General features: G+C 68.7%; 18 protein-coding genes and 5 pseudogenes. 12 read left to right on the top strand and 11 right to left on the bottom strand.

What is annotated here, in order from left to right; translation table 11 throughout:
• Together ACWEKM_RS32490 and ACWEKM_RS32485 are read right to left on the bottom strand one after the other, a co-directional pair.
• A partial coding sequence (locus tag ACWEKM_RS32490) for a transposase family protein (RefSeq protein ID WP_451624841.1) occupies window positions 1-1,192 on the bottom strand: 1,192 nt, incomplete at its 3' end.
• A 77-nt stretch (window positions 1,193-1,269) separates the two neighbouring features.
• Complete coding sequence (locus ACWEKM_RS32485; RefSeq protein WP_451624840.1) at window positions 1,270-1,401, bottom strand: hypothetical protein; 132 nt, start codon at window positions 1,399-1,401, stop codon at window positions 1,270-1,272.
• A gap of 26 nt (window positions 1,402-1,427) precedes the next feature.
• Between ACWEKM_RS32485 and ACWEKM_RS32480 the strand changes: the two are divergent.
• A pseudogene (locus tag ACWEKM_RS32480) lies at window positions 1,428-1,574 on the top strand (PucR family transcriptional regulator); the annotation flags it as partial.
• A gap of 521 nt (window positions 1,575-2,095) precedes the next feature.
• Here ACWEKM_RS32480 and ACWEKM_RS32475 read toward each other — a convergent pair.
• Both ACWEKM_RS32475 and ACWEKM_RS32470 read right to left on the bottom strand, forming a co-directional pair.
• Window positions 2,096-3,274 carry a cytochrome P450 gene (locus ACWEKM_RS32475; protein ID WP_451624839.1) on the bottom strand — a complete coding sequence of 393 codons (1,179 nt, stop codon included), beginning with the start codon at window positions 3,272-3,274 and terminating at the stop codon, window positions 2,096-2,098.
• 541 nt (window positions 3,275-3,815) lie between these two features.
• Window positions 3,816-4,340, bottom strand: a complete 525-nt coding sequence (locus ACWEKM_RS32470; protein WP_451624838.1) for an AAA family ATPase — start codon at window positions 4,338-4,340, stop codon at window positions 3,816-3,818.
• Window positions 4,341-4,533: 193 nt separating this feature from the next.
• Here ACWEKM_RS32470 and ACWEKM_RS32465 point away from each other — a divergent pair.
• Window positions 4,534-4,674, top strand: a pseudogene (locus tag ACWEKM_RS32465) (MerR family transcriptional regulator); the annotation flags it as partial.
• A gap of 34 nt (window positions 4,675-4,708) precedes the next feature.
• On the opposite strand, the pseudogene ACWEKM_RS32460 reads toward ACWEKM_RS32465, so the two are convergent.
• Window positions 4,709-5,451 (bottom strand): annotated as a pseudogene (locus tag ACWEKM_RS32460) (AraC family transcriptional regulator).
• Window positions 5,452-5,505: 54 nt separating this feature from the next.
• Between ACWEKM_RS32460 and ACWEKM_RS32455 the strand changes: the two are divergent.
• Window positions 5,506-6,700: pseudogene (locus tag ACWEKM_RS32455) on the top strand (MFS transporter).
• A 346-nt stretch (window positions 6,701-7,046) separates the two neighbouring features.
• Here the strand turns inward: ACWEKM_RS32455 and ACWEKM_RS32450 are convergent.
• The 3 genes and pseudogenes from ACWEKM_RS32450 to ACWEKM_RS32440 all read right to left on the bottom strand — a co-directional run.
• On the bottom strand, window positions 7,047-7,577 hold the full coding sequence (locus ACWEKM_RS32450; RefSeq protein ID WP_451624837.1) for a hypothetical protein: 531 nt from the start codon (window positions 7,575-7,577) through the stop codon (window positions 7,047-7,049).
• A gap of 199 nt (window positions 7,578-7,776) precedes the next feature.
• On the bottom strand, window positions 7,777-7,944 hold the full coding sequence (locus tag ACWEKM_RS32445) for a hypothetical protein (protein WP_451624844.1): 168 nt from the start codon (window positions 7,942-7,944) through the stop codon (window positions 7,777-7,779).
• Between the two features lie 62 nt (window positions 7,945-8,006).
• Window positions 8,007-8,207 (bottom strand): annotated as a pseudogene (locus ACWEKM_RS32440) (transposase); the annotation flags it as partial.
• 776 nt (window positions 8,208-8,983) lie between these two features.
• Between ACWEKM_RS32440 and ACWEKM_RS32435 the strand changes: the two are divergent.
• From ACWEKM_RS32435 to ACWEKM_RS32425, 3 genes are all read left to right on the top strand, one after another.
• On the top strand, window positions 8,984-9,907 hold the full coding sequence (locus ACWEKM_RS32435) for an aminoglycoside phosphotransferase family protein (protein WP_451624836.1): 924 nt from the start codon (window positions 8,984-8,986) through the stop codon (window positions 9,905-9,907).
• An 813-nt stretch (window positions 9,908-10,720) separates the two neighbouring features.
• A complete protein-coding gene (locus ACWEKM_RS32430; RefSeq protein ID WP_451624835.1) occupies window positions 10,721-11,188 on the top strand; it encodes a hypothetical protein in 468 nt (155 codons plus the stop codon).
• A 67-nt stretch (window positions 11,189-11,255) separates the two neighbouring features.
• A complete protein-coding gene (locus ACWEKM_RS32425) occupies window positions 11,256-11,519 on the top strand; it encodes a hypothetical protein (RefSeq protein ID WP_451624834.1) in 264 nt (87 codons plus the stop codon).
• 128 nt (window positions 11,520-11,647) lie between these two features.
• Here ACWEKM_RS32425 and ACWEKM_RS32420 read toward each other — a convergent pair whose 3' ends face one another.
• Window positions 11,648-12,688 (bottom strand): LacI family DNA-binding transcriptional regulator, encoded by a 1,041-nt coding sequence (locus ACWEKM_RS32420; protein ID WP_451624833.1) that lies wholly within the window; start codon window positions 12,686-12,688, stop codon window positions 11,648-11,650.
• 13 nt (window positions 12,689-12,701) lie between these two features.
• Window positions 12,702-13,022, bottom strand: a complete 321-nt coding sequence (locus ACWEKM_RS32415) for an L-rhamnose mutarotase (RefSeq protein ID WP_451624832.1) — start codon at window positions 13,020-13,022, stop codon at window positions 12,702-12,704.
• Window positions 13,023-13,448: 426 nt separating this feature from the next.
• Between ACWEKM_RS32415 and rhaI the strand changes: the two genes are divergently transcribed.
• The 6 genes from rhaI (at window position 13,449) to ACWEKM_RS32385 (ending at window position 21,254) form a co-directional block, all read left to right on the top strand.
• Complete coding sequence (gene rhaI / locus ACWEKM_RS32410) at window positions 13,449-14,615, top strand: L-rhamnose isomerase (RefSeq protein ID WP_451624831.1); 1,167 nt, start codon at window positions 13,449-13,451, stop codon at window positions 14,613-14,615.
• A 112-nt stretch (window positions 14,616-14,727) separates the two neighbouring features.
• Window positions 14,728-16,773 carry a bifunctional aldolase/short-chain dehydrogenase gene (locus ACWEKM_RS32405; RefSeq protein ID WP_451624830.1) on the top strand — a complete coding sequence of 682 codons (2,046 nt, stop codon included), beginning with the start codon at window positions 14,728-14,730 and terminating at the stop codon, window positions 16,771-16,773.
• 124 nt (window positions 16,774-16,897) lie between these two features.
• Entirely contained in the window at window positions 16,898-18,400 is a 1,503-nt protein-coding gene (locus ACWEKM_RS32400; RefSeq protein WP_451624829.1) for a rhamnulokinase, read from the top strand.
• Between the two features lie 27 nt (window positions 18,401-18,427).
• On the top strand, window positions 18,428-19,189 hold the full coding sequence (locus tag ACWEKM_RS32395) for a (Fe-S)-binding protein (RefSeq protein WP_451624828.1): 762 nt from the start codon (window positions 18,428-18,430) through the stop codon (window positions 19,187-19,189).
• On the top strand, window positions 19,186-20,607 hold the full coding sequence (locus tag ACWEKM_RS32390) for a LutB/LldF family L-lactate oxidation iron-sulfur protein (protein WP_451624827.1): 1,422 nt from the start codon (window positions 19,186-19,188) through the stop codon (window positions 20,605-20,607). The genes ACWEKM_RS32395 and ACWEKM_RS32390 overlap by 4 nt, the downstream gene beginning before the upstream one ends.
• Window positions 20,604-21,254, top strand: coding sequence for a LutC/YkgG family protein (locus tag ACWEKM_RS32385; RefSeq protein ID WP_451624826.1), 651 nt, complete (start codon window positions 20,604-20,606; stop codon window positions 21,252-21,254). Before ACWEKM_RS32390 ends, ACWEKM_RS32385 begins: the two co-directional genes overlap by 4 nt.
• Before the next feature lie 182 nt (window positions 21,255-21,436).
• On the opposite strand, the gene ACWEKM_RS32380 is transcribed toward ACWEKM_RS32385, so the two are convergent.
• Window positions 21,437-22,570: a glycosyltransferase WbsX family protein gene (locus tag ACWEKM_RS32380; protein WP_451624825.1), complete on the bottom strand. Its 1,134-nt coding sequence runs from the start codon at window positions 22,568-22,570 to the stop codon at window positions 21,437-21,439.
• Between the last annotated feature and the right edge of the window lie 88 nt (window positions 22,571-22,658).

Below are 22,658 nucleotides of genomic sequence, written 5' to 3'. Positions count from 1 at the left end.
GGCCTGGGATTACGCCGCCGACATCAGTCGGCCTCCTTTCCGCGCAACCGCTCGCTGCGTGCGCCTTCGTGTCGCACTCTGGTCGTGCATCCGGCTTGGCCGCACCACCCCGCTGAACAGGGTGCGGCCCTGACCGTCGCTGAAGGTGGTGGTCTTGGCGGTGTTCTGCTTCGTTCTTGCCGGAGACGAACGTTTTGCGGCCAGGGCGGCCTGCGCGCGGGCGGCGGACCTGCACCTCGGTGCCGTCGAGCCGCAGCTTCACGCCTTCGGCGCCGGCGTAGGCGAACAGGTCCTCCAGGGTGCGGATGCGCGGGCCGGGCCGATCCGGGACGGCGAAGCCGCGGGCCGCGAGCAGCGACCGGACCTCGCGGACCGCGCCGGAGACGGTGGAGCGGTCCACACCGTAGAGCTGGGCCAGGGCGGCGTGCGGCAGGCCCAGACGCAGGTGGACCAGGATGACCAGGAGCCGGTCGATGAACACCAGGCGTTGTCTGGGTCCGGCTCCGGCGGCCCGTCGCCGCTCCCCGCCGCGCCGTTCACGCAGCGCAGACTCCCGGGCGGCTTCCCAGCGCGGAGCGATTTCTTCGAGCAACTCGCCGAAGTGTGCGCGGGAGATGCCGGACAGGGCAGGATGGGAACAGGCCGCACGGGCCCAGGCAAGCGTCACAACTCGCCCAACCCGTGCGGCCCCTCTCACGTCGAGGACATGGGTTCCGCGAGGGATGGTGAGAGTGACGGTCTTGGAGACGGTGGTGGTGCCGTTCTTCCACAGGTCGATCTTGCGCACACCGTCGAGGTAGACGCGGATGCCGTCCTGGCCGGACGCGGTGAACGTGAAGGGACCGCCGGAGCCGAAGTCGCGCTGCACGCTCCATCGGACCCCGAAGTTGTCCTTGCCGAGGCCGGTGACCCCGGGCGCCTCGGTGCCCCAGTTCTCGCCGATCGCGGCATCGCAGTCCGTGCGCTTCGCCTCGCCCGAGAAGCCGGTGTTTGCAAAGAACTGCCGGGTGTACGTGTTCGTCGCGCACGCCGCCGCCGACGCCGGTGAGGTGGCGCCCGCGAGAGACTTCCCGTCAGCGCGACCACCACTGTGGTCGCGGCGGCCGGACGAGATCTTCCAACACTGCTCACTGAGTCCCCTTTTGGACACATGACTGCCCCGCAGGCAGTCGTTACGAGATGGGGGATTCATGAGAACAGCCTGTGGTTGTACAGCCGAAAGGATCAGCGGCGGAGCGCCGCCCGCCATGGCCGCGGAAACCAGGAGGGCTACCCCTCGTGCGGCCTGGCCGGGTGGCGGGCCGTCGCGTTGGCCATCAGGTGGCTTGGGTCGGCGGCACGGGTGATGGCAGATTCGACGGCGGCGATATGGTCCGCGAGGAGGCCCAGGGCTGCGATCACGCGCGTGAGCCGGTCGTTCTCCGGGGAGCCTGAGTGTGCGGGCCTTCACCTACCGTCTGGACCGCATCCACAAGCTCACCGGTGCCGATCCGGGAGACCCGGTGCACCGATACACCCGGCAGACCGCGGTGATCGGGGCCCGCCTTCTCGGCTGGCCCGACGACGAGGTGTGACGTCGGTGTCTCGCCCGGCCGTCCGGCCCCGACCGCTTGATCATGCGCTGCGGGCACGGCGCGCCGGACGGCTCGGGCTGATCCGGCGACGGGCCGTCGGGCCGGCTCGGCGCCCGGACGAATCCTGACGAGGGGCTTGACCATCTCGGCCTGCCCGAAGAAGCACTGGAGCAGAAAGAGCAACCGGCGTGCCCTGTTCCGGAGCCGTCCGGCACCGGGCTACGGGCACCGGGGGGCACGAGTTCCGGCCGCCGAGTTCCGGTCCGTCTTGCTTGCCCGGTGCACAAGGCCGGCGAGGTAACCCACGAGTGCCCCCGCGAGCGGTCCCCCAGGTTCGCCCCGACGGAATCCTGGCGGCCATCGAGCGGTCGGCGGCCAAGGACGCCCCCGGACGTCGCCACCTGGTCGCGTGTCCCGCACCTTGCACAGCGCGACGGACCCGCCCCGAGGGCGAGAGCGTCGTCTGCTCCTCACCCTCGTCCCCCTCCTGATGACACCCTCCGGAATGCGGTGACCGAGCGTCAGGTCGCAGGTTCGACCGCCACGTCCAGGTAGTCGAGACCGCGCAACCCGTTGTTGATCACCGGCCGGCGTTCAAGGATTTCGAAGCGGGCGACCCGGTCGGCGAGCCTTTCCAGCAACGCGCTCATTTCCAGCCTGGCGAGGTGCATCCCGACGCACACGTGCTCGCCCCGACCGAAGGCAAGGTGGTCCGAAGGGCGACGGGTGATGTCGAAGCGCGTCGGGTTCGGGTAATGGCGCTCGTCGCGGTTGGCGGAGGCATAGAGCAGCGCGACCCGTGAGCCGGCAGGCAGCGGAACTCCGCCGATCTCGTGGTCCTCGGTGAGCACCCGGCTGAACTGGGGCACCGGGGATTCCAGGCGCAACGACTCGTTGATCGCGTGCGGAATCAACGAGCGGTCCTTACGCAGCAGATCCCACTGGTCCGGGTTCCGGGCGAACAACGCGACCGCGTTGGCGATCGCGAGGATGGTCGTGTCCAGGCTGGGAGTGACGTAGTCGAGCATCATCACCGGGCACTTGTCGTGCGGGATCTCGCCACGGTCGGCGGCCTCGTAGAGTTGCGCCGCCCAGCCGTCGGGGGCGATTTTTCCCGGCACGGCGTCATTCATGGCGAATGCCATGAACTCCTCGACGGCCGGCCCCGCCGCGGCCGCCCGGTCGTCGGCGGGTCCCTGGGTGTTCCAGATGGCCGCGGCCCACTCCAGCATCTTTTCCCGTCCGTGATCGGGAAGCCCGACCAGGTCCGACACCACGGTCATGGGCAGGTACTCTGCCAGTTCGGTGACGACCTCGAACCGGCCCCGGCCGACGACCCGTTCGACGACCTGGTCGGCCTCGGCCTCGATCCGCGGAGTCACCTCGCGCATCCGATCCGGCCGCAGCGGCCGTCCCAGCACCGAACGCATCGCCGTGTGCTCGGGCGGATCGCTGCACAGCGTGATCCCCTCCAGTTGGGCGTTCACGTCCGGATCCACGAACACGCCACGCGCTGACGAGAACGTCTGCCAATCCATCAGTGCCGCGCGCACCTCGTCGTAGCGGGGCAACGCGTAGAGGTCGTAGCGGGACAGGTGCACCACAGGCCCGAGAGCCCGAAGCTCGGCATAGACTTCGTACGGGTCGATGCGCGCCGATTCGGTGTAGAGATCGACGTCGCTGACAGGTATCTGGGACAACAATCCTCCATGAGACGGGTGTGGCGAACACCGCGACAAGCAACTTACCGGTGCCGCGCGGCAGGACGGGGCGAGAAGGTCCCGTACGGACCAGAGTGCCCGGCCTTGATCAACTGAGCTTGGTGACGGGCGCGGTCGTCCAGTCCGGTGAACGGCCCGCGAAGCCCAGCAGCCGGTCCGGTGCCGGGACTTCCGCGCTCACGGGCACCGCAGGGCGGAGGGCCGCAGTCAACCCGGCACCGATGCCGGCCGACAGCCAGCGCCACGACACGCCGCGAACCCCGAAAGCGTCCCGGGAGCGGATCCGCGCCGGTGCGGTGGTCCGCGCGCGGAAGTCATCTCCGGTGCGCTCTTTCAGTTGTCCTGCCACTGTGCGCCGCCCCACTGTCGTTTGCCTGTCGTGGTCGGCACTTGCCAGGGCCTTTACGGGCCGGCGCGAGTGCGCCCGGCCCGGCTGCTTGTCGAGTTTCCAGGGTGCGCCCGTGGCCGGCCGAGGATCGTGCCTCCGGGGCTGAGTTCCACCGTGTTGGGTCGAAAACAATCACGCGAAAGACGGCCACCGGTTGGCGGCCCACTCCCTCCAGCCCGCCCAGCCGGGGGGCGGGCCGACGGCCCCGCGGCCTCCCAGCTCCGCCTCGTCGGGCTCCTCGAAGTGCGCCCGCCCGTGCAGGATGTCGGCCTCGGTCATGGGGAGCGTCTCCTCGGGGGCGGTGGCCCGGCGATGGGCGATCCGGGCGCGTTGGGTCTCATCGTTCACCGGCAGGTAGACCATGCGGCAGCACACGCCCTCGGCCTCCACCAGCCAGCGGATCGCGGACCGTTCGTCCCGGGACCAACAGCCGTAGTCCACCACCACGTTGGTGCCCAGCTTGACCGCCTCCAAGGCGAGCCAGAGCATGCGCCCCTCCAGTACGTCGCGTTTGCCGTCCGCCTCGGCCTCGCCGAACAGGGGGATCATCCAGTCGTCAGGCGTCAGGCGCAGCGCGCCGTGCTCCTCGGCGAGCTGCCGAGCCCTTGTGGTCTTTCCGGCCGCTGGCAGGCCGACCATCAGGAACAACGTGGTCACACCCAGATCGTGTCAGGGGAGCCAGGTGAATGACCACCGTTTTCTCTGCCTGATCATGGCTTGAGCCACAGTCGGATCGAGTCCTGCTGTGACGTCACGCGATTCCACAGTCGGCAGGGAGAGTGGTGTGGGCAACTGCCGGCGGAGGGATTGAGCCGGGCGAGACGCCACTTGCCGCGCTGCGCCGCGAACTGCGTGTCTGGATCTGGTGCGCACCGTGCGTGACCTGGGGCTCGGCCTTGCCGTCATCCGGCAGGTGCTGGACCGGGAGGTCTCGGTTCCCGAGGTCGCTGCCGTACACGCCGACGCCCTGGAGGTGCAGATCCGCACGCTGTGACTACAGCCCGCCCCGCCGAACCGCGAGCCGGTCAATCTACTGGGTGGGAGCCCGGTGTATGGCCGAAGGTGCGCCGGAAGACATCGATGAAGGCGCTGCCCGACGACCAGCCGCACCGATGCGCCACCGCGGTCACCGGTTCCTTCTCTGCCAGCAGGACCAGGGCGTGCTGGAGGCGCAGCTGGGTGCGCCACTGGGGAAAGGTCATGCCGAGGTCGCTGCGGAAGAGCCGGGACAGCGTGCGGTCGCTCGCGCCGACCTGGCGGCCCAGCTCGGCAAGGGTGCGGTTGTCGGCCGATCGGTCTGCAGGATCTCGCACAGTGCACGGAGCAGGGGCGAGGTCGGAGCGGGCAGGTGCAGCGGCTGCTGGGGGGATGCCCGCAGCTGGTCGAGCAGCACCGCGCGCAATCGTGTCCGCTGGGGGCTGTCATCGTCGGGAGTGTGGGTGTAGGCGATGATCAGTTCACGCAGCAGCGGGCCCACGGCGAGCACGGTGGGCACGTCCAGGCCGAGCGGATTGTCGCTGGCGGGCAGTCCCACCAGATGCAGTTCGAGTTCCCCGTGGGCCTGGTGGGCGTGGACGGTGCCGGCCGGTACCCAGATGGCGCGGGTGGCCGGGGCGACCCAGGAGCCTGCGCTGGTGGTAACGGCCAGCACGCCCCGGCCGGCGTAGACGATCTGGTGGTCGTCGTGCCGGTGGGCGTCGATTGCGCCGCCGGACGCCAGTAGCTGGGTGCGCGTCGGCGCGACCGGCGTATGGCGGATATTCGACATTGTTCGGCAGTTTATCGGAAGCACGGCACACGGGCGGGCCCGGACCATGACGGGGTGCGAAGGAATACCTCGATCTCTCTCCTGTCCGTCGGGCATGCCTGCGTCGACGTCTACCAGGGCGCGGTGGCGTCCCTGGTCCCGTTCTTCGTCGCCGAGCGCGCCTACAGCTACGCCACCGTCTCCGGCATGGTGCTGGCCGCCTCTCTGCTGTCGTCGGTGGTGCAGCCGGTGTTCGGTGTGCTGACCGACCGCTGGGCGATGCCCTGGCTGCTGCCGGTCAGCACGCTGCTGGGCGGTGTGGGCATCGCACTGAGCGGCCTACCACCCCGAGTCCGCGCGGATCGCCCGGATCGCCAGTCAGGGCAGCCACAGCGCCATGGGCTGGTTCTCCACGGGCGGCAACATCGGCTTCGCCCTGGCCCCGCTCATGGTGGGCACGGTGGTGGGGGCCGGCGGGCTGGGTCTGACGCCGCTGCTGGTGCTGCCGGCGCTCGTCGGCAGCATGCTGTTCCTTCCGGTGCTGCCCGCGCTGGGGCAGCGGCAAGCCGCAGGGAGCAGGGCGGCGGCGCCCAGGGGAGACGACAAGGCGTCGTTCGTGAAGCTGTCGCTGGCCGTGGCGTGCCGCTCGATCGTCTTCATGGGGCTGAGCGCATTCATCTCGCTGTACGCCACACAACGCATGGGCGGCAACACCGCAGCGGGCACCGTGGCACTGTTCGTGCTGTACCTCGGCGGTGCGCTCGGCTCCGTCCTCGGTGGCGCACTGGCGGGCCGCTGGGGCCGGGTAACGGTCGCCCGCTGGGCCTACCTGATGTCGATCGGAGCGGTCGCGGGCGTGGTGTTCGTACCCGGCCCGCCCCTGTACCTGTTCGTGGCCCTGACTTCAGCCGGCCTGTATGTCCCCTTCTCGCTCCAGGTCACGCTCGGCCAGGACTACCTGCCCTCGCGGGTCGGCACCGCCAGCGGGATCACCCTCGGTCTGGCCGTCAGCGTCGGGGGCCTGATCAGCCCCGTCATCGGCAGCCTCGCCGACTCGACATCGCTGCGGACTGCCCTGGCACCGTTGATCCTGATGCCGGCACTGTGCTGGCTGCTCTTCCGCGCCCTGCCCGAACCCTCCACACCGCAGCACGGAGTTGCTCCGGAGCACGGAGTTGCCCCGGGTTCGCAGACAGACGACACGGATGCACCGCACTCCCCCGCCCAGCAACCCGACGTGCTGCGGAACACCGACACCAGCCTTCAATAGATCGCCAAGTTCCTCAGATCGCCAAGTTCCTCCGCGGACTCATCGTCATCGGCACCGACGAGGACCTGGCCGCCGCCCGAGCCCGCGGCCGGGTCGGCGAAAGACCCACTCGGCAGGAGGCTGCCCGGGGAACGACAATCGGCGACCACCAGTCTCGCGGTCGGCGGCGGGCCGCCCGGGGCACGCCGGGCTCGGCCAGAGACGGGGCGGAGACAGCCAACAACGCGGAGAGAGCCCAACAGTACGGTGCGGGCTGAAGGTCGTCGGAGGGCGCCGGTCGACCGGCCGCCGGGTGACGTGCGCGCGGAGCCGTCCGTCGAGCGGCTCCGCGTACGGCGCGTCGGGTTCAGTCGGTGATGTACCAATCGTTCTTGAGGTACTCCAGGGTGCTGCTGCCCAGCTCGCTCTCGGAGAAGGTGACAGAGGCCCTGACCGCTTCGGCCGGTATCTCCATCTTGTCGGGCGTGCGCACGGCGACGCGCTGCGGGTCGACCGTCGCGGTTTGCAGGGCCTTCTTCTGTGCCGGCGAGATCATCTGGAACACGGTGACAAACGTCGCCGTGCACGGGCCGAACCCCTGCTCCTGTGCCTGCTTCGCGGCGGGCCCGGCCACTTCGCAGACCGTGTCGATGTCCTCACGGCCCACGGCGTGGAGGTACTGCTCGTACCGCTGGATCGCGCCCTCCTTCGTCCTGGGCGCGGGCTGGGCGCCGGTCGGCTCGGCCGACGGCTTCTCGGTCCGAGCGGACGGCGTGGCCGACGGCTCTTCGGCCCGTGTGGACGCGGACGGCTGCGACGGCTGTGCGTCCGCGTCTCCCTTCGATTTCTCCGGACCGCACGCGCACGCCACCAACGCCACACAGGTCGATACCGCCACGCTCACCATCGTCCGAGCTCTCATTCGGCCCCCTCACCACCAGTCGGCAACACAAAGACGTCACGCAGGATCCGGGGGAACGGTTCCCGAGCCAGCCCAGGCAGGGCGCCGGCCGTTTCACGAAGGGCCCCGAGTCTGCGTGCGCCGCTGCACGAGGCCGCGCGGCAGCCCGGCCTTCCCCCGAGGCTGCCATGTCGTGTCAAGCCGCTTGAGGAAGCTCTTCCACGGCCTGCCGGTTCCTTCGCTCCAGGAGCTTGAAGATCTGGCGGCAGATGTTCCGCTTGAGGCATCGGTGCGCGGCGCAAGGGCTCTTGCCCTCGCCGGTGCGGCGGGCGACGTAGGTCTTCGTGGCGGGGGCGAGGCGCATCCTGACCAGGGTGATCTGTACATCGCTCGGTTCAGCCGGCGGTCGCCGCCCCGGTTGAGCCGGTACTTGTTCGTCAGGCCCGACGACGCCGGGATCGGCGCCACGCCGGCGAACGAGGCGAAGGCGCCCTTGGAATGGAACCTGCCGGGGTGTGACCAGCTGACCTGGATCTGAGCCGCGGTGATCGCACCGACGCCGAGCAGCTCCAGGAATTCGGGGCCTTGTTGGCGGACGAGCCGGAGGAGCGTGGTCCGCGCCTGCATCGCCCCCCCCTGCGCGCCGTACCGGCAGCAATGCCGTCTCCGCGGCGTCGGCGGCGCCATCTCCGCCGACGGTGCGGCAGGTCACCAGCGGGCTCACCCCTCACCCGCGCCCCGAGCGAGGCGAGGAAGAGCGAGCCGCGCTGAAGGCCGTCCCGGCCCGGTGCCCCGAACCGGATGCCCCTGCCGCACATGTCCGCGCCTCCGGTGAGATCCTCACCAATCACCCCGGCCGCACGCCCCCGCCTGGACCGACGCCATCGACGCCATCCGACTGCCCGGCCTCACCACCTTCGCGCCCCACCTGCTCCGAGACCTCGACGCCGTGACCGCCGGCCTCACTCTCCTCTGGAACTCCGGCGACACCGACGGCGCCGTGAACCGCATCAAGAAGATCAGAAGGCCGGCTCTACGGACGCGCCGGATTCGGACCACTCCGCAAGTTGATCCTCCTTCAGTGACCTCCGCAGCTACTCCCCGAGTGAACAGAGCCAGTTGTCCAGCTCCGTGTCCTGCGAGGTGAGGGCCGTGCCCGTTGCGGCGCTGGTCGGGGTGAGGGCCGTGGCCGGGCTGGGCGCTGTGGTGTTCCTGCTCGCCGGATCCCTTACGCTGTTCGTCCCGGGCTTCAGCCGCTCGGGTGCGGCCTGGGTCCGACCGTCGAAGGCACCCGCTTCGCCCTGCGTGCCGGAGCGGTCCCGGGGCTGCTGACCGACCGTGACCAGTACTCGCCCCGTGGCCAGTGATCGACCGTGGCCGACACCTCCGCAGGAGATCCCGCCGTGAGCGCCAGCCAGGAAAGTTCCGTACCCACCGCCGAACGGGCGGTGCCCGACCTCGATCTCACACGAAAGCTCGTGCGTGAGCAGTTCCCCCAGTGGGCCGAGCTGCCGCTTCACCCGGTCGAGCCGCAGGGCTGGGACAACCGCACGTTCCGCCTCGGCTCCGACCTCGCGGTCCGGATCCCCAGCGCGCGGGGTTACGACGCCCAGGTCGACAAGGAGCACCGCTGGCTGCCGGTGCTCGCCGCGGCGCTGCCTCTGCCGATCCCGAAGCCGGTCGCCAAGGGCGCACCGGGCCCGCTGTTCGACGGTCCGTGGTCGGTGTACACCTGGTACCCCGGGAAGACGCTCGACCGCTCCGGTGCCGGGGAAGCCGATCTGGCCGCTGTCGCGGTGGGCCTGGGCGAGTTCCTGACGGCCCTGCGCGCCGCGCCGACGCAGGACGCCCCGCCGCCAGGTACGCACAACTGTGCGCGTGGCGCCGAATTCACGGTCTACGCCGACGAGGCCGCCTTGGCTCTCGCCGGACTCGCGCCCGAGTCGCGGGAGGCGGGCGAGCGGTGCGTCCGCCGCGCCACGGAGTCTTCGTGGACCGGAGCACCGGTATGGCTGCACGGCGACATCGCGCCCGGAAACCTGCTGCTGAGCGAGGGACGGCTCTCGGCGGTCATCGACTTCGGCTGCTCCGCCGTCGGGGACCCCGCCTGCGACCTGGTGGCCGCGTGGACGATGTTCGACCGCGAGACGCGTCCGCTGTTCGTCCGCGCGGCCGGTCTGGACCAGGACACCTGGCACCGCGCCCAGGGTTGGGCGGCCTGGAAGGCGGCGATCACCCTCGCCGGGGCCGACAGCACGCCGAAGGCGAGGTCGCTGGCGGAGCAGACCCTCGCCGAGCTGGCTGAGGACGTCGCGGAGCAAGCCTGAATCGGGGGGGGCAGGCCACCTGCACCACGATCCCCGCCGCCTCCAGCGAGCCGAGGACCTTGAGGTCGGCCTCCGGGGCGGTGACCACGTCGTCGACGGCGGTGATGTCGCAGTTGCGGACGAAGCGCGGCAGCCCAGCTCCGAGCCGTCGGTGGCGGCCTCCACCCGGTCGGCGCTTTCGGCCATGAGGCGGTTGGTGAGTACCTCGCCGCCCACGTTCCGCGCACGGCTGCCTCTTCCTGCGGCCCCTCGACGACACCACCTACACGGTTCGCCCGACCTGGTCGCCAGGCAGCGTACGTCCGACGGAGAACCCGCACGAGTTCGTACTGACGACAGCCTCCGACACTCTCGAACTCGTCGCACCCTTCTCCCCTGCCGACGAACCGGACGCACGCGCCGGCGCCTTCGCGGGACTCGCAAAAGCAGCTGCCGCGTGGTGGGAGGACTTCTGGAACTTCGGTGCCACCATCGACTTCACGGGCAGCACCGACCCCCGTGCGGCGGAGCTGGAGCGACGGGTCGTGCTCTCGCAGTACCTCACCGCGGTCAACTGCTCCGGCGTACGTCCTCCGCAGAAGACCGGCCTGATCACCAGCTCCTGGCACGGCAGGTCCCATCTGGAGATGCACTGGTGGCACGCCGCCCACTTCGCCGCCTGGGGCCGTCCCGAACTCCTCGCACGCAGTCTCGACTGGTACCTGTCGATCCTCCCCGGGGCCACGCGCCACCGCAGGCCGCCAGCGCTACGACGGCGCTCGCCGGCCCGGACAGACCGGCCCCGAAGGCCGGGAGAGTCCCTCGGACATCGGGGTGTTCCTCATCTGGCAGCAACCCCACCCGCTCTATCTGGTCGAGCTCCTGCACCGCAGGCAGTCCGAGGACACACGGCAGGCGCTGGTGACGCGGTCCGCAGAACTCGTCGAGGAGACCGCCGCGTTCATGGCCGACTTCGTGGAGGAGCGGGACCGTGTCTTCCATCTGCCCGCCCCGCCAGTGCCGGCCCAGGAGTTCTACGACGCGGCGAGCACCGAGGCCCCCACCTTCGAACTCGCCTACTGGTGGTGGGGACTGGAGATCGCCCAGCGCCGGCGCGAGCGCGCCGGGCGGGAGCGCGACAAGCAATGGCAGCGAGTCCAGGACGGCTTGCCTCACTGCCAACGCGACGGACCGTACACAGCCATCGCCCCCAAGCCCTATCTGCGCCGGGACGACCACCCGGCACTCCTGTGCGCCTCGGCGTCCTGCCGGACACTCCGCTCGTCGACCCGGCCGTCATGACGGCGACGCTCCAGGACGTCCGGGTCGACTGGGACTGGAACGGTGCCTGGGGCTGGGACTCCCCGTCATGGCGATGACCGCGACCGGCGTCGGCCGCCCCGACCTCGCGGTCGACGCCCTCCTCATGGACACCCCCAAGAACCGCTACCTCCCCACCGGCCACACCCCGCAGATCAGCAGCTTGCTGCCCGTCCACCTGCCCTCCAACGGCGCCCTCCTCGCCGCGGTCTACCTCATGGCCGCCAGTTGGGAGGGAGCCGACACCGACCGCCCCGGCTTCCCCACCGAGGGGTGGACGGTACGGCATGAGGGCTTCACGCCCTGGCCGTAGCAACGCCCTCAGTAAGGGAACCACTCATGAGCACGGCACGACAGTCGTCGATCCGCCCCGGACAGCCCTGGTTCGACATCGCGGGCAACCGGATCCAGGCGCACGACGGTCCGCTCTTTCGACCCCGGCTAAGGCCGCCTCATCGAGGAGGCCCGGACCACCAACTCGGGCTTATACACCACCTTCTGGTGTTCATGCTCACCTGGTTGGGCGAGTGACTCGGCAACCAGCAGTTCGGCGGAGGTGTAGCCGATCTGGTAGGCAGGCTGGCGAACGGAGGTCACCGGGATGGCCGCGGCGCCGGCGAACTCGATGTCGTCGTAGCCGACCAGGGCAATGTCGTCGGGGACATGCACGCCCAGGGCGAAAAGGGACTGCAGTACGCCGAGGGCCAGCAAGTCGTTCGCGCAGAACACCCCCGTGGGTCGCTGTGTGAGGCCGACCAGCCGCTGACCGGCGTCGCGTCCCGCAGCGATGTCCGGCCGCACGGTTTCGACCACGGAGAGGGCCTCGGGAGGCAGTCCCGCCTCGGCCACCGCCTGGCGTGCCCCTGCCAAGCGGTTACGCACCTGACCGATACGGAGAGGACCGCCGACGAAGACGATACGTTCGTTGCCGGTTTCGATCAGATGCCGAACGGCCAGGGTCCCGCCGAGGACGTCATCGACGGAGACCGAGCATCCCTGCGCACGCTCGGCGCCTCGGTCGACCAGAACGACGGGAATGCCGCTGTTCCGCAGGGCATCGATGCGACCTTGATCGCTGCCCACCGGTGACAGCAGGATGCCGAGGACTCGCTGCTGGGCGAAGTGAGCGAGGTACTCATGCTCTTTGGCCCGTTCCTGGCCGCTGTTGGAAAGCATGACCATCAGGCCATTCTCATGAGCCACCTCCTCGGCACCGCGGGCCACTTCGACGAAGAAGGGGTTTCCCATGTCGAGGACGAGCAGCGCCATCATCCGACTGCGGCCGGCCCGCAGCTGGCGAGCGGACTCGACGCGCACGTAGCCGAGGTCGGCGATGGCCGCCTCGACCCGCATCCTTGTCTCAGTGGAGACGATGTCCGGCCGGTTGATGACGTTGGAGACCGTGCCGACCGAGACCCCAGCCCGTCGGGCGACTTCCTTGATGCCCACCGCGCGTGGCACGTCGACTCGTGTCCTCTCCATGTGAACGGTCCGGTCAGGCGAGGTGGAAGACCTCAGCGAGCGGGAGCATGGCCGCATCAGGTGCGGCGCCGTCCAGTCCTTCGAAGAAGTCTGCCATATCGGCCTGCCAGCGGGCGTTCACCTCGGCGGCCGCGATGGCGGCGCGGGCCCGGTCGAAGTCCTCGGTTTCCAGATAGCCGACAAGCAGCCCATCCTCGCGCAGGAAGAGGGAGTAGTTGTGCCAGCCGGCGCGGTGCAGGGCTTCTGTCATCTCCGGCCACACCTGAGCGTGGCGCAGGCGGTACTCCTCGATGCGGTCTCGCCGGACCTTCAGCACAAAGCACACGCGCTGCACGTGAGTCTCCTTGGGTGTTCCGGTCCCAGCCGAGGCGCGAGGCGCCACGGAGCCTGGGGTGTCGAAGCAGAGTCGAGCAGTCGATGCTCTCCACATCGAGGACTCACTCGGCGTTCAGTTTGCGAGCTCGATGACGGTTCCGAAGTTTTTGAATTGTTTCAATCTCCTTCGAACGGTAACCCCAGCACGCTGGAGCGTCAAGGCGGTATGAGCGAGCACGCCCGCTCACCAGCACGCCCGCTCGCGCGGCAAGTCGTGGGGCTTGACCCCCGCCCAACCGAGTCCTATGGTTCCTCGATATTGAATCGTTTAAGCCACCCGCCACGACCCTCGTCAGGGTCGCACTGCGGGCGGCCCCAGGCCCGTCGTGGGCGTGTCCCGGTCGGTCGCATCGGACCGGCTGACGCCCTTATCAAGAGGACTGTCATGACTGACCTGTCCGCGGTGAAGGCCGCACTGAAGGCGCAGGAGATCGAAACCCCGTCGTGGGGCTACGGCAACTCCGGCACCCGTTTCAAGGTGTTCGCTCAGCAGGGTGTGCCCCGCGATCCCTTCGAGAAGCTGGACGACGCTGCGCAGGTGCACGCGGCCACCGGGGTAGCCCCGCTGGTGTCCCTGCACATCCCCTGGGACAAGGTCGAGGACTATGCGAAGCTCGCCGCGCACGCCAAGGAGCGCGGGCTGCACCTCGGAGCGATCAACTCCAACACCTTCCAGGACGACGCCTACAAGCTCGGTTCGGTCACCCACCCGCTCCCGGAGGTACGCCGCAAGGCGGTGGATCACCTGCTGGAGTGCGTCGACGTCATGGACGCCACCGGCTCGCGGGACCTGAAGCTGTGGTTTGCGGACGGCACCAACTACCCCGGCCAGGACGATGTGACGGCCCGTCAGGACCGTCTGTTCGAGGCCCTGTCGGAGGTCTACGAGCGCCTCGGGGACGACCAGCGGATGGTGTTGGAGTACAAGTTCTTCGAGCCTGCCTTCTACACCACCGACGTGCCTGACTGGGGCACCAGCTATGCGCACTGCCTCAAGCTGGGGCCGAAGGCGAAGGTGGTGGTCGACACCGGTCACCACGCGCCTGGCACCAACATCGAGTTCATTGTGGCCTTTTTGCTGCGCGAACAGAAGCTGGGTGCCTTCGACTTCAACTCCCGCTTCTACGCGGACGACGACCTGATGGTCGGGGCGGCTGACCCGTTCCAGCTCTTCCGCATCCTGCACGAGGTGGCCAAGAACGGCGGCTTCGAGAAGGAGAAGCAGGTCGCGTTCATGCTCGACCAGTGCCACAACATCGAGGCAAAGATCCCCGCGGTGATCCGCTCGGTCATGAACGTCCAAGAGGCCACCGCCAAGGCCCTGCTGGTGGACCTGGGTGCACTGCGCGACGCACAGCAGGCGGGCGATGTACTCGGCGCGAACGCGGTGCTGATGGACGCCTACAACACCGATGTGCGTCCGCTGCTGCGCGAGGTCCGCGAGGAACAGGGCCTGAACCCGGACCCGCTGGCTGCCTACGCCGCCTCGGGCTGGCAGGACCACATCGTCGCCACTCGCGTCGGCGGCACCCAGGCCGGCTGGGGCGCCTAGACCGCGGCACGTATCTCAGCCCATACGACCGCGAGCCGCGCGTCGAGCGTCGGCGCGACCGCTCCTTTCTCCCTGCTCCGCCCTCACGGGACCATCGAAGGACTGACTTTCCATGACTTCCCCCTCTCACACCGAGGTGGCCGCGCTGCTGGCCCGGTCGAACCGCCTGGGCTCGGATCCGCGCAACACCAACTACGCCGGCGGCAACACATCTGCCAAGGGGACCGCGACCGACCCGGTCACCGGCCGGGAGATCGAACTTGTCTGGGTCAAGGGCTCCGGCGGCGACCTGGGCACCCTGACCGAGGCCGGCCTCGCGGTGCTTCGTCTTGACCGTCTTCGTGCCCTCACCGAGGTCTACCCCGGGGTGGAGCGTGAGGACGAGATGGTCGCCGCCTTCGACTACTGCCTGCACGGCAAGGGCGGAGCTGCTCCGTCCATCGACACCGCGATGCATGGTCTCGTCGACGCAGCCCATGTGGACCACCTCCACCCCGACTCCGGCATCGCGTTGGCCACCGCTGCCGACGGCGAGAAGCTGACCGCCCAGTGCTTCGGCGACCGTGTCGCCTGGGTCCCCTGGCAACGCCCGGGCTTTCAACTCGGCCTGGAAATCTCCCGGATCAGGCGGGACAACCCGCAGGCCATCGGCTGCGTCCTCGGCGGCCATGGCATCACCGCCTGGGGTGACACGAGTGAGGAAGCCGAAGCTCACTCGTTGCTGATCATTCGCACCGCCGAGCAGTTCATTGCCGACCGTGGCAAGCCCGAACCCTTCGGCCCGTTGCTTGAGGGATACGGCTCACTGCCGGCGGCCGAGCGCCGCGAGCGAGCCGCCGCGCTGGCCCCGCTGATCCGTCGCCTGGCCTCCACCGATGCCCCGCAGGTGGGCCATTTCACCGACACGGCACCGGTGCTGGACTTCCTCGCCCGCACCGAGCACCCGCGCTTGGCCGCGCTGGGCACGTCCTGCCCGGACCACTTCCTGCGCACCAAAGTGCGTCCGCTCGTCCTCGACCTTCCCGCCGCTACCCCCCTGGCGGAGGTCAAGGACCGGCTGCACGAACTCCATCTGCAGTACCGCACCGAGTATCAGACCTACTACGAGCGTCACGCCACACCCGACTCACCCGCGATCCGAGGCGCGGACCCTGCCATTGTGCTTGTCCCGGGTGTGGGGATGTTCTCCTTCGGCAAGGACAAGCAGACCGCGCGCGTGGCGGGTGAGTTCTACCTCAACGCGATCAATGTGATGCGGGGCGCCGAAGCTGTCTCCTCGTATGCGCCGATCGACGAGCGGGAGAAGTTCCGCATCGAGTACTGGGCGCTGGAGGAGGCCAAGCTCCAGCGGATGCCGGCGCCCCGGCCGCTGGCCACCCGCGTCGCGCTGGTGACCGGGGCCGGATCGGGCATCGGCAAGGCGATTGCGCAGCGGCTGGTCACCGAGGGAGCCTGCGTCGTCGTCGCCGATCTCAACGCCGAGAGCGCCGCCGCCGTGGCCAAGGAGCTGGGCGGTCCTGACAAGGCCGTGCCTGTCACCGTCGACGTCACCTCCGAGGAGCAGATCGCCGCCGCGTTCCGCGAGGCTGTGCTGGCCTTCGGCGGTGTGGATCTGGTTGTCAACAACGCAGGCATCTCCATCTCCAAGCCGTTGTTGGAGACCACCGCCCGTGACTGGGACCTGCAGCACGACATCATGGCCCGCGGGTCGTTCCTGGTCTCCCGGGAGGCCGCGCGCATCCTCATCGAGCAGGGCTTGGGCGGTGACATCGTGTACATCGCTTCCAAGAACGGTGTCTTCGCCGGTCCCAACAACATCGCCTACTCCGCCACCAAGGCCGACCAGGCTCACCAGGTCCGTCTCCTCGCAGCGGAGTTGGGCGAGCACGGCATCCGCGTCAACGGGATCAACCCCGACGGAGTGGTCCGCGGCTCGGGCATCTTCGCCGGCGGCTGGGGCGCCCAGCGTGCCGCGACCTACGGCATCGAGGAGGAGAATCTCGGCGAGTTCTACGCCCAGCGCACACTGCTCAAGCGCGAGGTTCTCCCCGAGCACGTCGCCAACGCCGTCTTCGCCCTCACTGGAGGGTCGTTGACGCACACCACCGGCCTGCACATCCCTGTCGACGGCGGAGTCACGGCAGCGTTCCTGCGCTGAACACTCCTGCCGCGACCAACTCCGGGTCCCCGGCCGCACCCGGCCGGGGCGAGGGACCTCGCCGCGTCGAAGGGGCGGCGGTCCGGGAGCCATTTTCCACCCACCCACCGAGAGTGAACCTCCGTTGACGCCGCCCATAAGGTCCACCCGTTCCAGTGCCTTCCCGACCGCCTTTGCCGCCGCCGACCTGGGCGCCACCAGCGGCCGCGTGATCGTCGGCCGGGTCGGACCGGACAACCTCGATCTGGCCGAGGTCCATCGGTTCGACAACACCCCGGTGCAACTGCCCACCGGACTGCACTGGGACATCCTCGCCCTTTACCGAGGCGTCCTGGACGGGCTGCGTGAGGCCGGGCGCGGTGGGGAGATCGCCTCGATCGGCGTGGACAGCTGGGCCGTGGACTACGGGCTGCTCGACGCCACCGGCGCGCTGCTCGGCAACCCCTTCCACTACCGAGACCCTCGCACCAGCGCTGAGGTGGTCGAACGGGTCTGGGGCCAGGTGAGTGCCGAGGAACTCTATCGGGTCGGCGGCCTTCAGCATCTGCCGTTCAACACTGTCTTCCAGCTGGCCGCCGCCCGTGGCAGTAGCCAGCTGAACACCGCACAGACGATGTTGCTCATCCCGGACCTGATCAACCATTGGCTCACCGGGACCATCGGCGCCGAGGCCACGAACGCCTCCACCACCGCGCTCTTCGATGCCCGGGCCCGAACCTGGTCCAAGCCGGTGGTGACCGGCATCGGCCTCGACCCGCAGCTCCTGCCGCCCCTGCATCGCCCGGGCGACCCTGTCGGCACCCTGCTCGCTGATGCTGCCGCCGCCACCGGGCTGCCGCAGTCGACGCCGGTCACCGCTGTCGCCTCCCACGACACGGCCTCCGCCGTGGCCGCCGTCCCGGCCGTCAACGGGCCGAACTTCGCCTATATCTCGTGCGGCACCTGGTCCCTGGCCGGTATCGAACTCAAGGCCCCCGTCCTCACCGCGGCCTCCCGCACGGCCAACTTCACCAACGAGCTCGGCATCGACGACACCGTGCGCTATCTGAGAAACATCATGGGCCTGTGGCTGCTCAGTGAATGCCAGCGGGACTGGCAGGCACGCGGTATCGCCACGCCCCTGCAGACACTTCTCGCCCAGGCCGCCCAGGCCAAGCCGTTCGCTGCCCTGGTCGATCCTGACGCGCCCGAGTTCCTCGCCCCCGGCAACATGCCCGCCCGGCTGGCTGCCTTCTGTGAACGCACCGGCCAGACGCCTCCGGTGAGTCAGGGCGCCGTGGTCCGCTGCATCCTGGAGAGCCTTGCTCTGGCTCACCGGCACACGCTACGGCAGGCAGCACGGTTGGCGAACCGGGATGTCGACGTCATCCACCTCGTGGGCGGCGGCAGCCGCAATGACCTGTTGTGCCAGCTCACCGCCGACGCCGCCGGCCTGCCCGTCATTGCCGGCCCCACGGAGGCCACCGCCCTCGGCAACATCCTTGTTCAGGCCCGCTCGCAGGACATGGTCCACGATCTTTCCTCCATGCGCTCTCTGGTCGCCGGCACCCAGCACCTGCGCCACTACCGGCCCCGCGGCAGCGAACGCGCCTGGGCTGCCGCTGCCAGCCGGGTCGGCCTGGTCTGACCTCTCCACCTGATCCAAGGAGCCGCGATGCGTGTCGCCCTCTTCATCACCTGCGTCAACGACGCGCTGTATCCCAGCACAGGACGGGCAGTGGTGACCCTGCTGCAGCGGCTCGGCGTCGAGGTGGATTTCCCGCTCGGCCAAACCTGCTGCGGCCAGCCGCAGTTCAACACCGGCTACCGACGCGAGACCGAACCTCTGGTGCGCAGAATGGCTCGCACATTCGCCGGATACGACTATGTGGTGACCCCCTCGGGATCCTGCGCGGCAATGATCCGCGACAACTACCCCCGCATCGAGCAGAAGGCGCGGCAAGAGGGACGCGGCCACGACCACGCCGACGCCGTCGGCACACTGGTGCAGCGGACCTACGAACTCACCGAGTTCCTGGTCGACATTCTCGGCGTCACCGACGTGGGCGCCTATTTCCCGCACAAGGTCACCTATCACCCCTCCTGCCACGGAATGCGCATGCTCGGGCTGAACGATCGACCGCTGCGGCTCCTGCGCGCCGTCAAGGGCCTGGAGCTGGTCGAACTGCCGGGCGCTGAGGAGTGTTGCGGTTTCGGGGGGACCTTCGCGGTCAAGAATCCGGACGTCTCCGCCGCGATGGGCCAGGACAAGGTCCGCAATGCCCTGTCCACCGGTGCCGAGGTCCTGTGCGGTGCGGACAACTCTTGCCGCCTGCACCTCAGCGGCATCCAGCGCCGCGAACGCGTCGCGCAGCTGACCCTGCACCTCGCCGAGATCCTCGCCTCGACAGAGGCCCACCCCTGGAGCGCCCCATGAGCGGAACCTACCTCGGGATGCCTGCCTTTCCGGAGGCAGCGCGGTCTTCCACCAAGAACGCGCGGCTCCGGGCGAACATGACCCATGCCACTCACACCATTCGTGACAAGCGGGCCAAGGCCGTCGCGGAGCTGGATGACTGGGCGCAGCTGCGCCAGGCAGGCAAGCAGATCAAGGATCTGACGCTGCGGCAGCTCGATCGCTACCTGCTCCAGATGGAAGAGAAGGTGACAGCGGCAGGCGGAACCGTCCACTGGGCCACGGATGCGGCGGAGGCCAACCGTATCGTTGCCGACCTGGTCAAGGCCAAGGGCGAGCGGGAAGTGGTCAAGGTCAAGTCGATGGCCACACAGGAGATCGGACTCAATGAGGCGCTGGCCGCGGAAGGCATCACCGCCTACGAGACCGACCTGGCGGAACTGATCGTCCAGCTGGGCAACGACCTGCCCTCACACATCCTGGTCCCGGCGATCCACCGGAACCGCAGCGAGATTCGCGACATCTTTCGTGAGGCGATGGGGCGTTGGGGCCGCGCCGCGCCCAAGGAGCTGACCGACTCACCGGCGGAGCTCGCCGAGGCCGCTCGGCTGCATCTGCGCGAGAAGTTTCTGCGGGCGAAGGTCGCGGTGTCCGGCGCCAACTTCATGGTGGCGGAGACCGGAACCCTGGTGGTGGTCGAGTCCGAGGGCAACGGGCGCATGTGTCTGACCCTCCCCGAGACTCTGATCTCGGTGGTGGGTATCGAGAAGGTCGTGCCCACCTGGCGCGATCTTGAGGTCTTCTTGCAGCTGCTGCCCCGCTCCTCGACCGCCGAGCGGATGAACCCCTACACCTCGATCTGGACCGGTACCACCGAAGGAGACGGCCCGCAGGACTTTCACCTCGTCCTGCTCGACAACGGCCGCACCGCGACCCTGGCCGACGAAGTCGGCCGCCAGGCGCTGCGCTGCATCCGTTGTTCCGCCTGCCTCAATGTCTGCCCCGTCTACGAACGGGCCGGCGGTCACGCATACGGGTCGCCCTATCCGGGGCCGATCGGCGCCATCCTCACTCCCCAACTACGGGGGACGACAAGCGAGGTCGATGCCTCCTTGCCGTATGCCTCCTCCTTGTGCGGCGCCTGTTACGAGGTGTGTCCGGTCGCCATCGACATCCCTGAAGTCCTTGTACACCTGCGCGAACAGGTCGCCGACGGCGCTGCCGGGCACCGCATCGAACGTGCCGCGGTCAAGGCCGCGACCTGGCTGCTGGACCATCCCGCCGCACTGTCCGCCGCAGAGCGCGCGGGATCACTGACCAGGAAGCTGCACCCCAAGCGCCTCCCCCTCGGTCCGGCCAAGGCTTGGACCGACTCCCGCGACCTGCCCGAATTCCCCGAAGACTCCTTCCGTAACTGGTGGAGGAAGAACAGAGCATGACGCCCACGACTCCTAGCTCCTCCCGTGAACTGGTCCTCGCCCGGATCCGCGCCGCCACCGCCGACGTGCCGGCCGGTGAAGAGGCCGCTGCCGTCGATCGCACCTACCGTCAGGCCCACATCCCCGACGGTCCGGGGGTGCTCGAACTACTGGCCGAGAACCTGGCGGACTACCGGGCGCACGTGCATCGCACTCACGAGAGTGAACTCGCCGCGAGGCTGGCTCGGTTGCTCACCGAGCGCGGAACGAACTCTCTCGTGGTACCGGAAGGGCTGCCTTGGTCGGCAGCCCTTCCGGAGAATGTCGCCCTGCTTCGCGACTCTCCCCCGCTCTCCGCTCAGGCGCTCGACGCGGCCGACAGTGTCATCACCGGCTGCGCTGTGGCCATCGCCGAAACCGGCACCATCGTCCTGGACGCCACCGCCGGCCAGGGCCGCCGTGCGCTCACCCTCGTGCCGGACCACCACATCTGCATCGTCCACGCACACCAAGTCGTGGCCTCTGTTCCACAGGCGCTCACCCGCCTCGACCCCACGCGAGCGCAGACCTGGATCTCCGGACCCTCCGCCACCAGCGACATCGAGCTCGACCGTGTGGAGGGAGTGCACGGACCGCGCACGCTCGACGTCGTCCTCATGGAGTCGTGAAACCCTCAGCCGGACGGCGTCCGCAGCCGGTCCTGACATCGATTTCGCGGACCGAGGTCAGGACCACTACGCTCAAGTTCGAGGACCCACCCAAACCGCTCCTACAGACCGCCTGACGATCTGTAGGAGCTTCCTTGGTCCCCTCCCTACCCCCACAGCATCGGAAGGTGAGAGGCGCCGGCTCAGCGGCTGGTGCCGAACACCCTGCGGATCTGTTCCAGATGCCCGTACCCGTGAACGGTGTCGGGCTCAAGGTAGGTGCCCTCCGTCCACTCGTTCCATGCGTTGATGGTCACCAGTGGGGTCTGGGACTTCTCGACGTACTTGCGCACCCTCTCAAGTGCCTGCCCGAAGTGTTCAGGCGTGCAGTCCGAGATGATGTTGGTGTGGGGATAGCCGAGGCTGGGGTCGTACCTGTCGGACTGGACCGTCCGTGGTGACGGGTCCCACCCCACGGTCACGTTGGGATAGTACGGCTGGTCGAACCTGGCCGCGATGTCGTCCCAGCCCTTTTCCGCCTGCTCCAGGACGTCGAGGTACGGGGTGCTGAGCGTGGGCAGCGGGTGGTGGTGTGCCCAGACGTAGGACGTCACGCTGTCGAATCCGAGTTGGTTCACCAACACTGCTTCGTCGAGCGCCACTCCGTCCTGTGGCAGCACGGGCTGGTCCCGGGTGATGGCGTTGAGGTGGACGTCACCGTGGCCTGCCCGGGCGGCGCGCGAGCGCAGATCGTCGAGCGCGGCCTTGGTCGATTCGATGCCACCGAGCCCATCGATGAGGGTGGGGAGGTCATAGATGGACAGGTAGGGCCGACCGTCGAGCCGTAGGTACGCCGGGTGATGGAAGTACCGCTCCAGCAAGTACTCCGTGGCCGCTCGGAATTGGGCGGCATCGACGCTTCCCGACTCGAGCTCGGTGGCGGGCGTCCCGGACTTCCACGGATGGATATTGGTCCAATGATGGTTCGCCCACATGACAGCGAACTTCACGTCGTAATCGGCCGCAATGGGCATGAAGGCTGTTTCGAGGGGGCGCTCCAAGTAGGGGCGCCCGCCGTACCAGTACCAGTCGAAGATGAACGCATCGACCCCGTGCTCGGCGGCCATCTCGATCTTGCCGGCCATCACCGCCGGATCAGCTTCGTCTTCGCAGCCATGCAGCGGAACACGCGGCTGTGCATGGCCCTCGAAGCGGGGGCCGGCCTTCTTCAGTACCTCCCACTCGGTCCACCCTTCGCCGTGCCACCGCTCATTGCGCGGGTCGACGTGGTAGTTCGGGAAGTAGTACGCCGCTATCGTCACTTCACGCCTGTTCACGCCTGGCACCCCCCATCTCTGAGGTGGCCGGTGAGTTGAATGCAAATCGTTGGTCAATCACAACTGCGACTGTATTGAAGACGTGGCG

This window comes from Streptomyces sp. NPDC004752, assembly GCF_053601275.1.
This window is presented reverse-complemented; position numbering and strand designations above follow the sequence as displayed.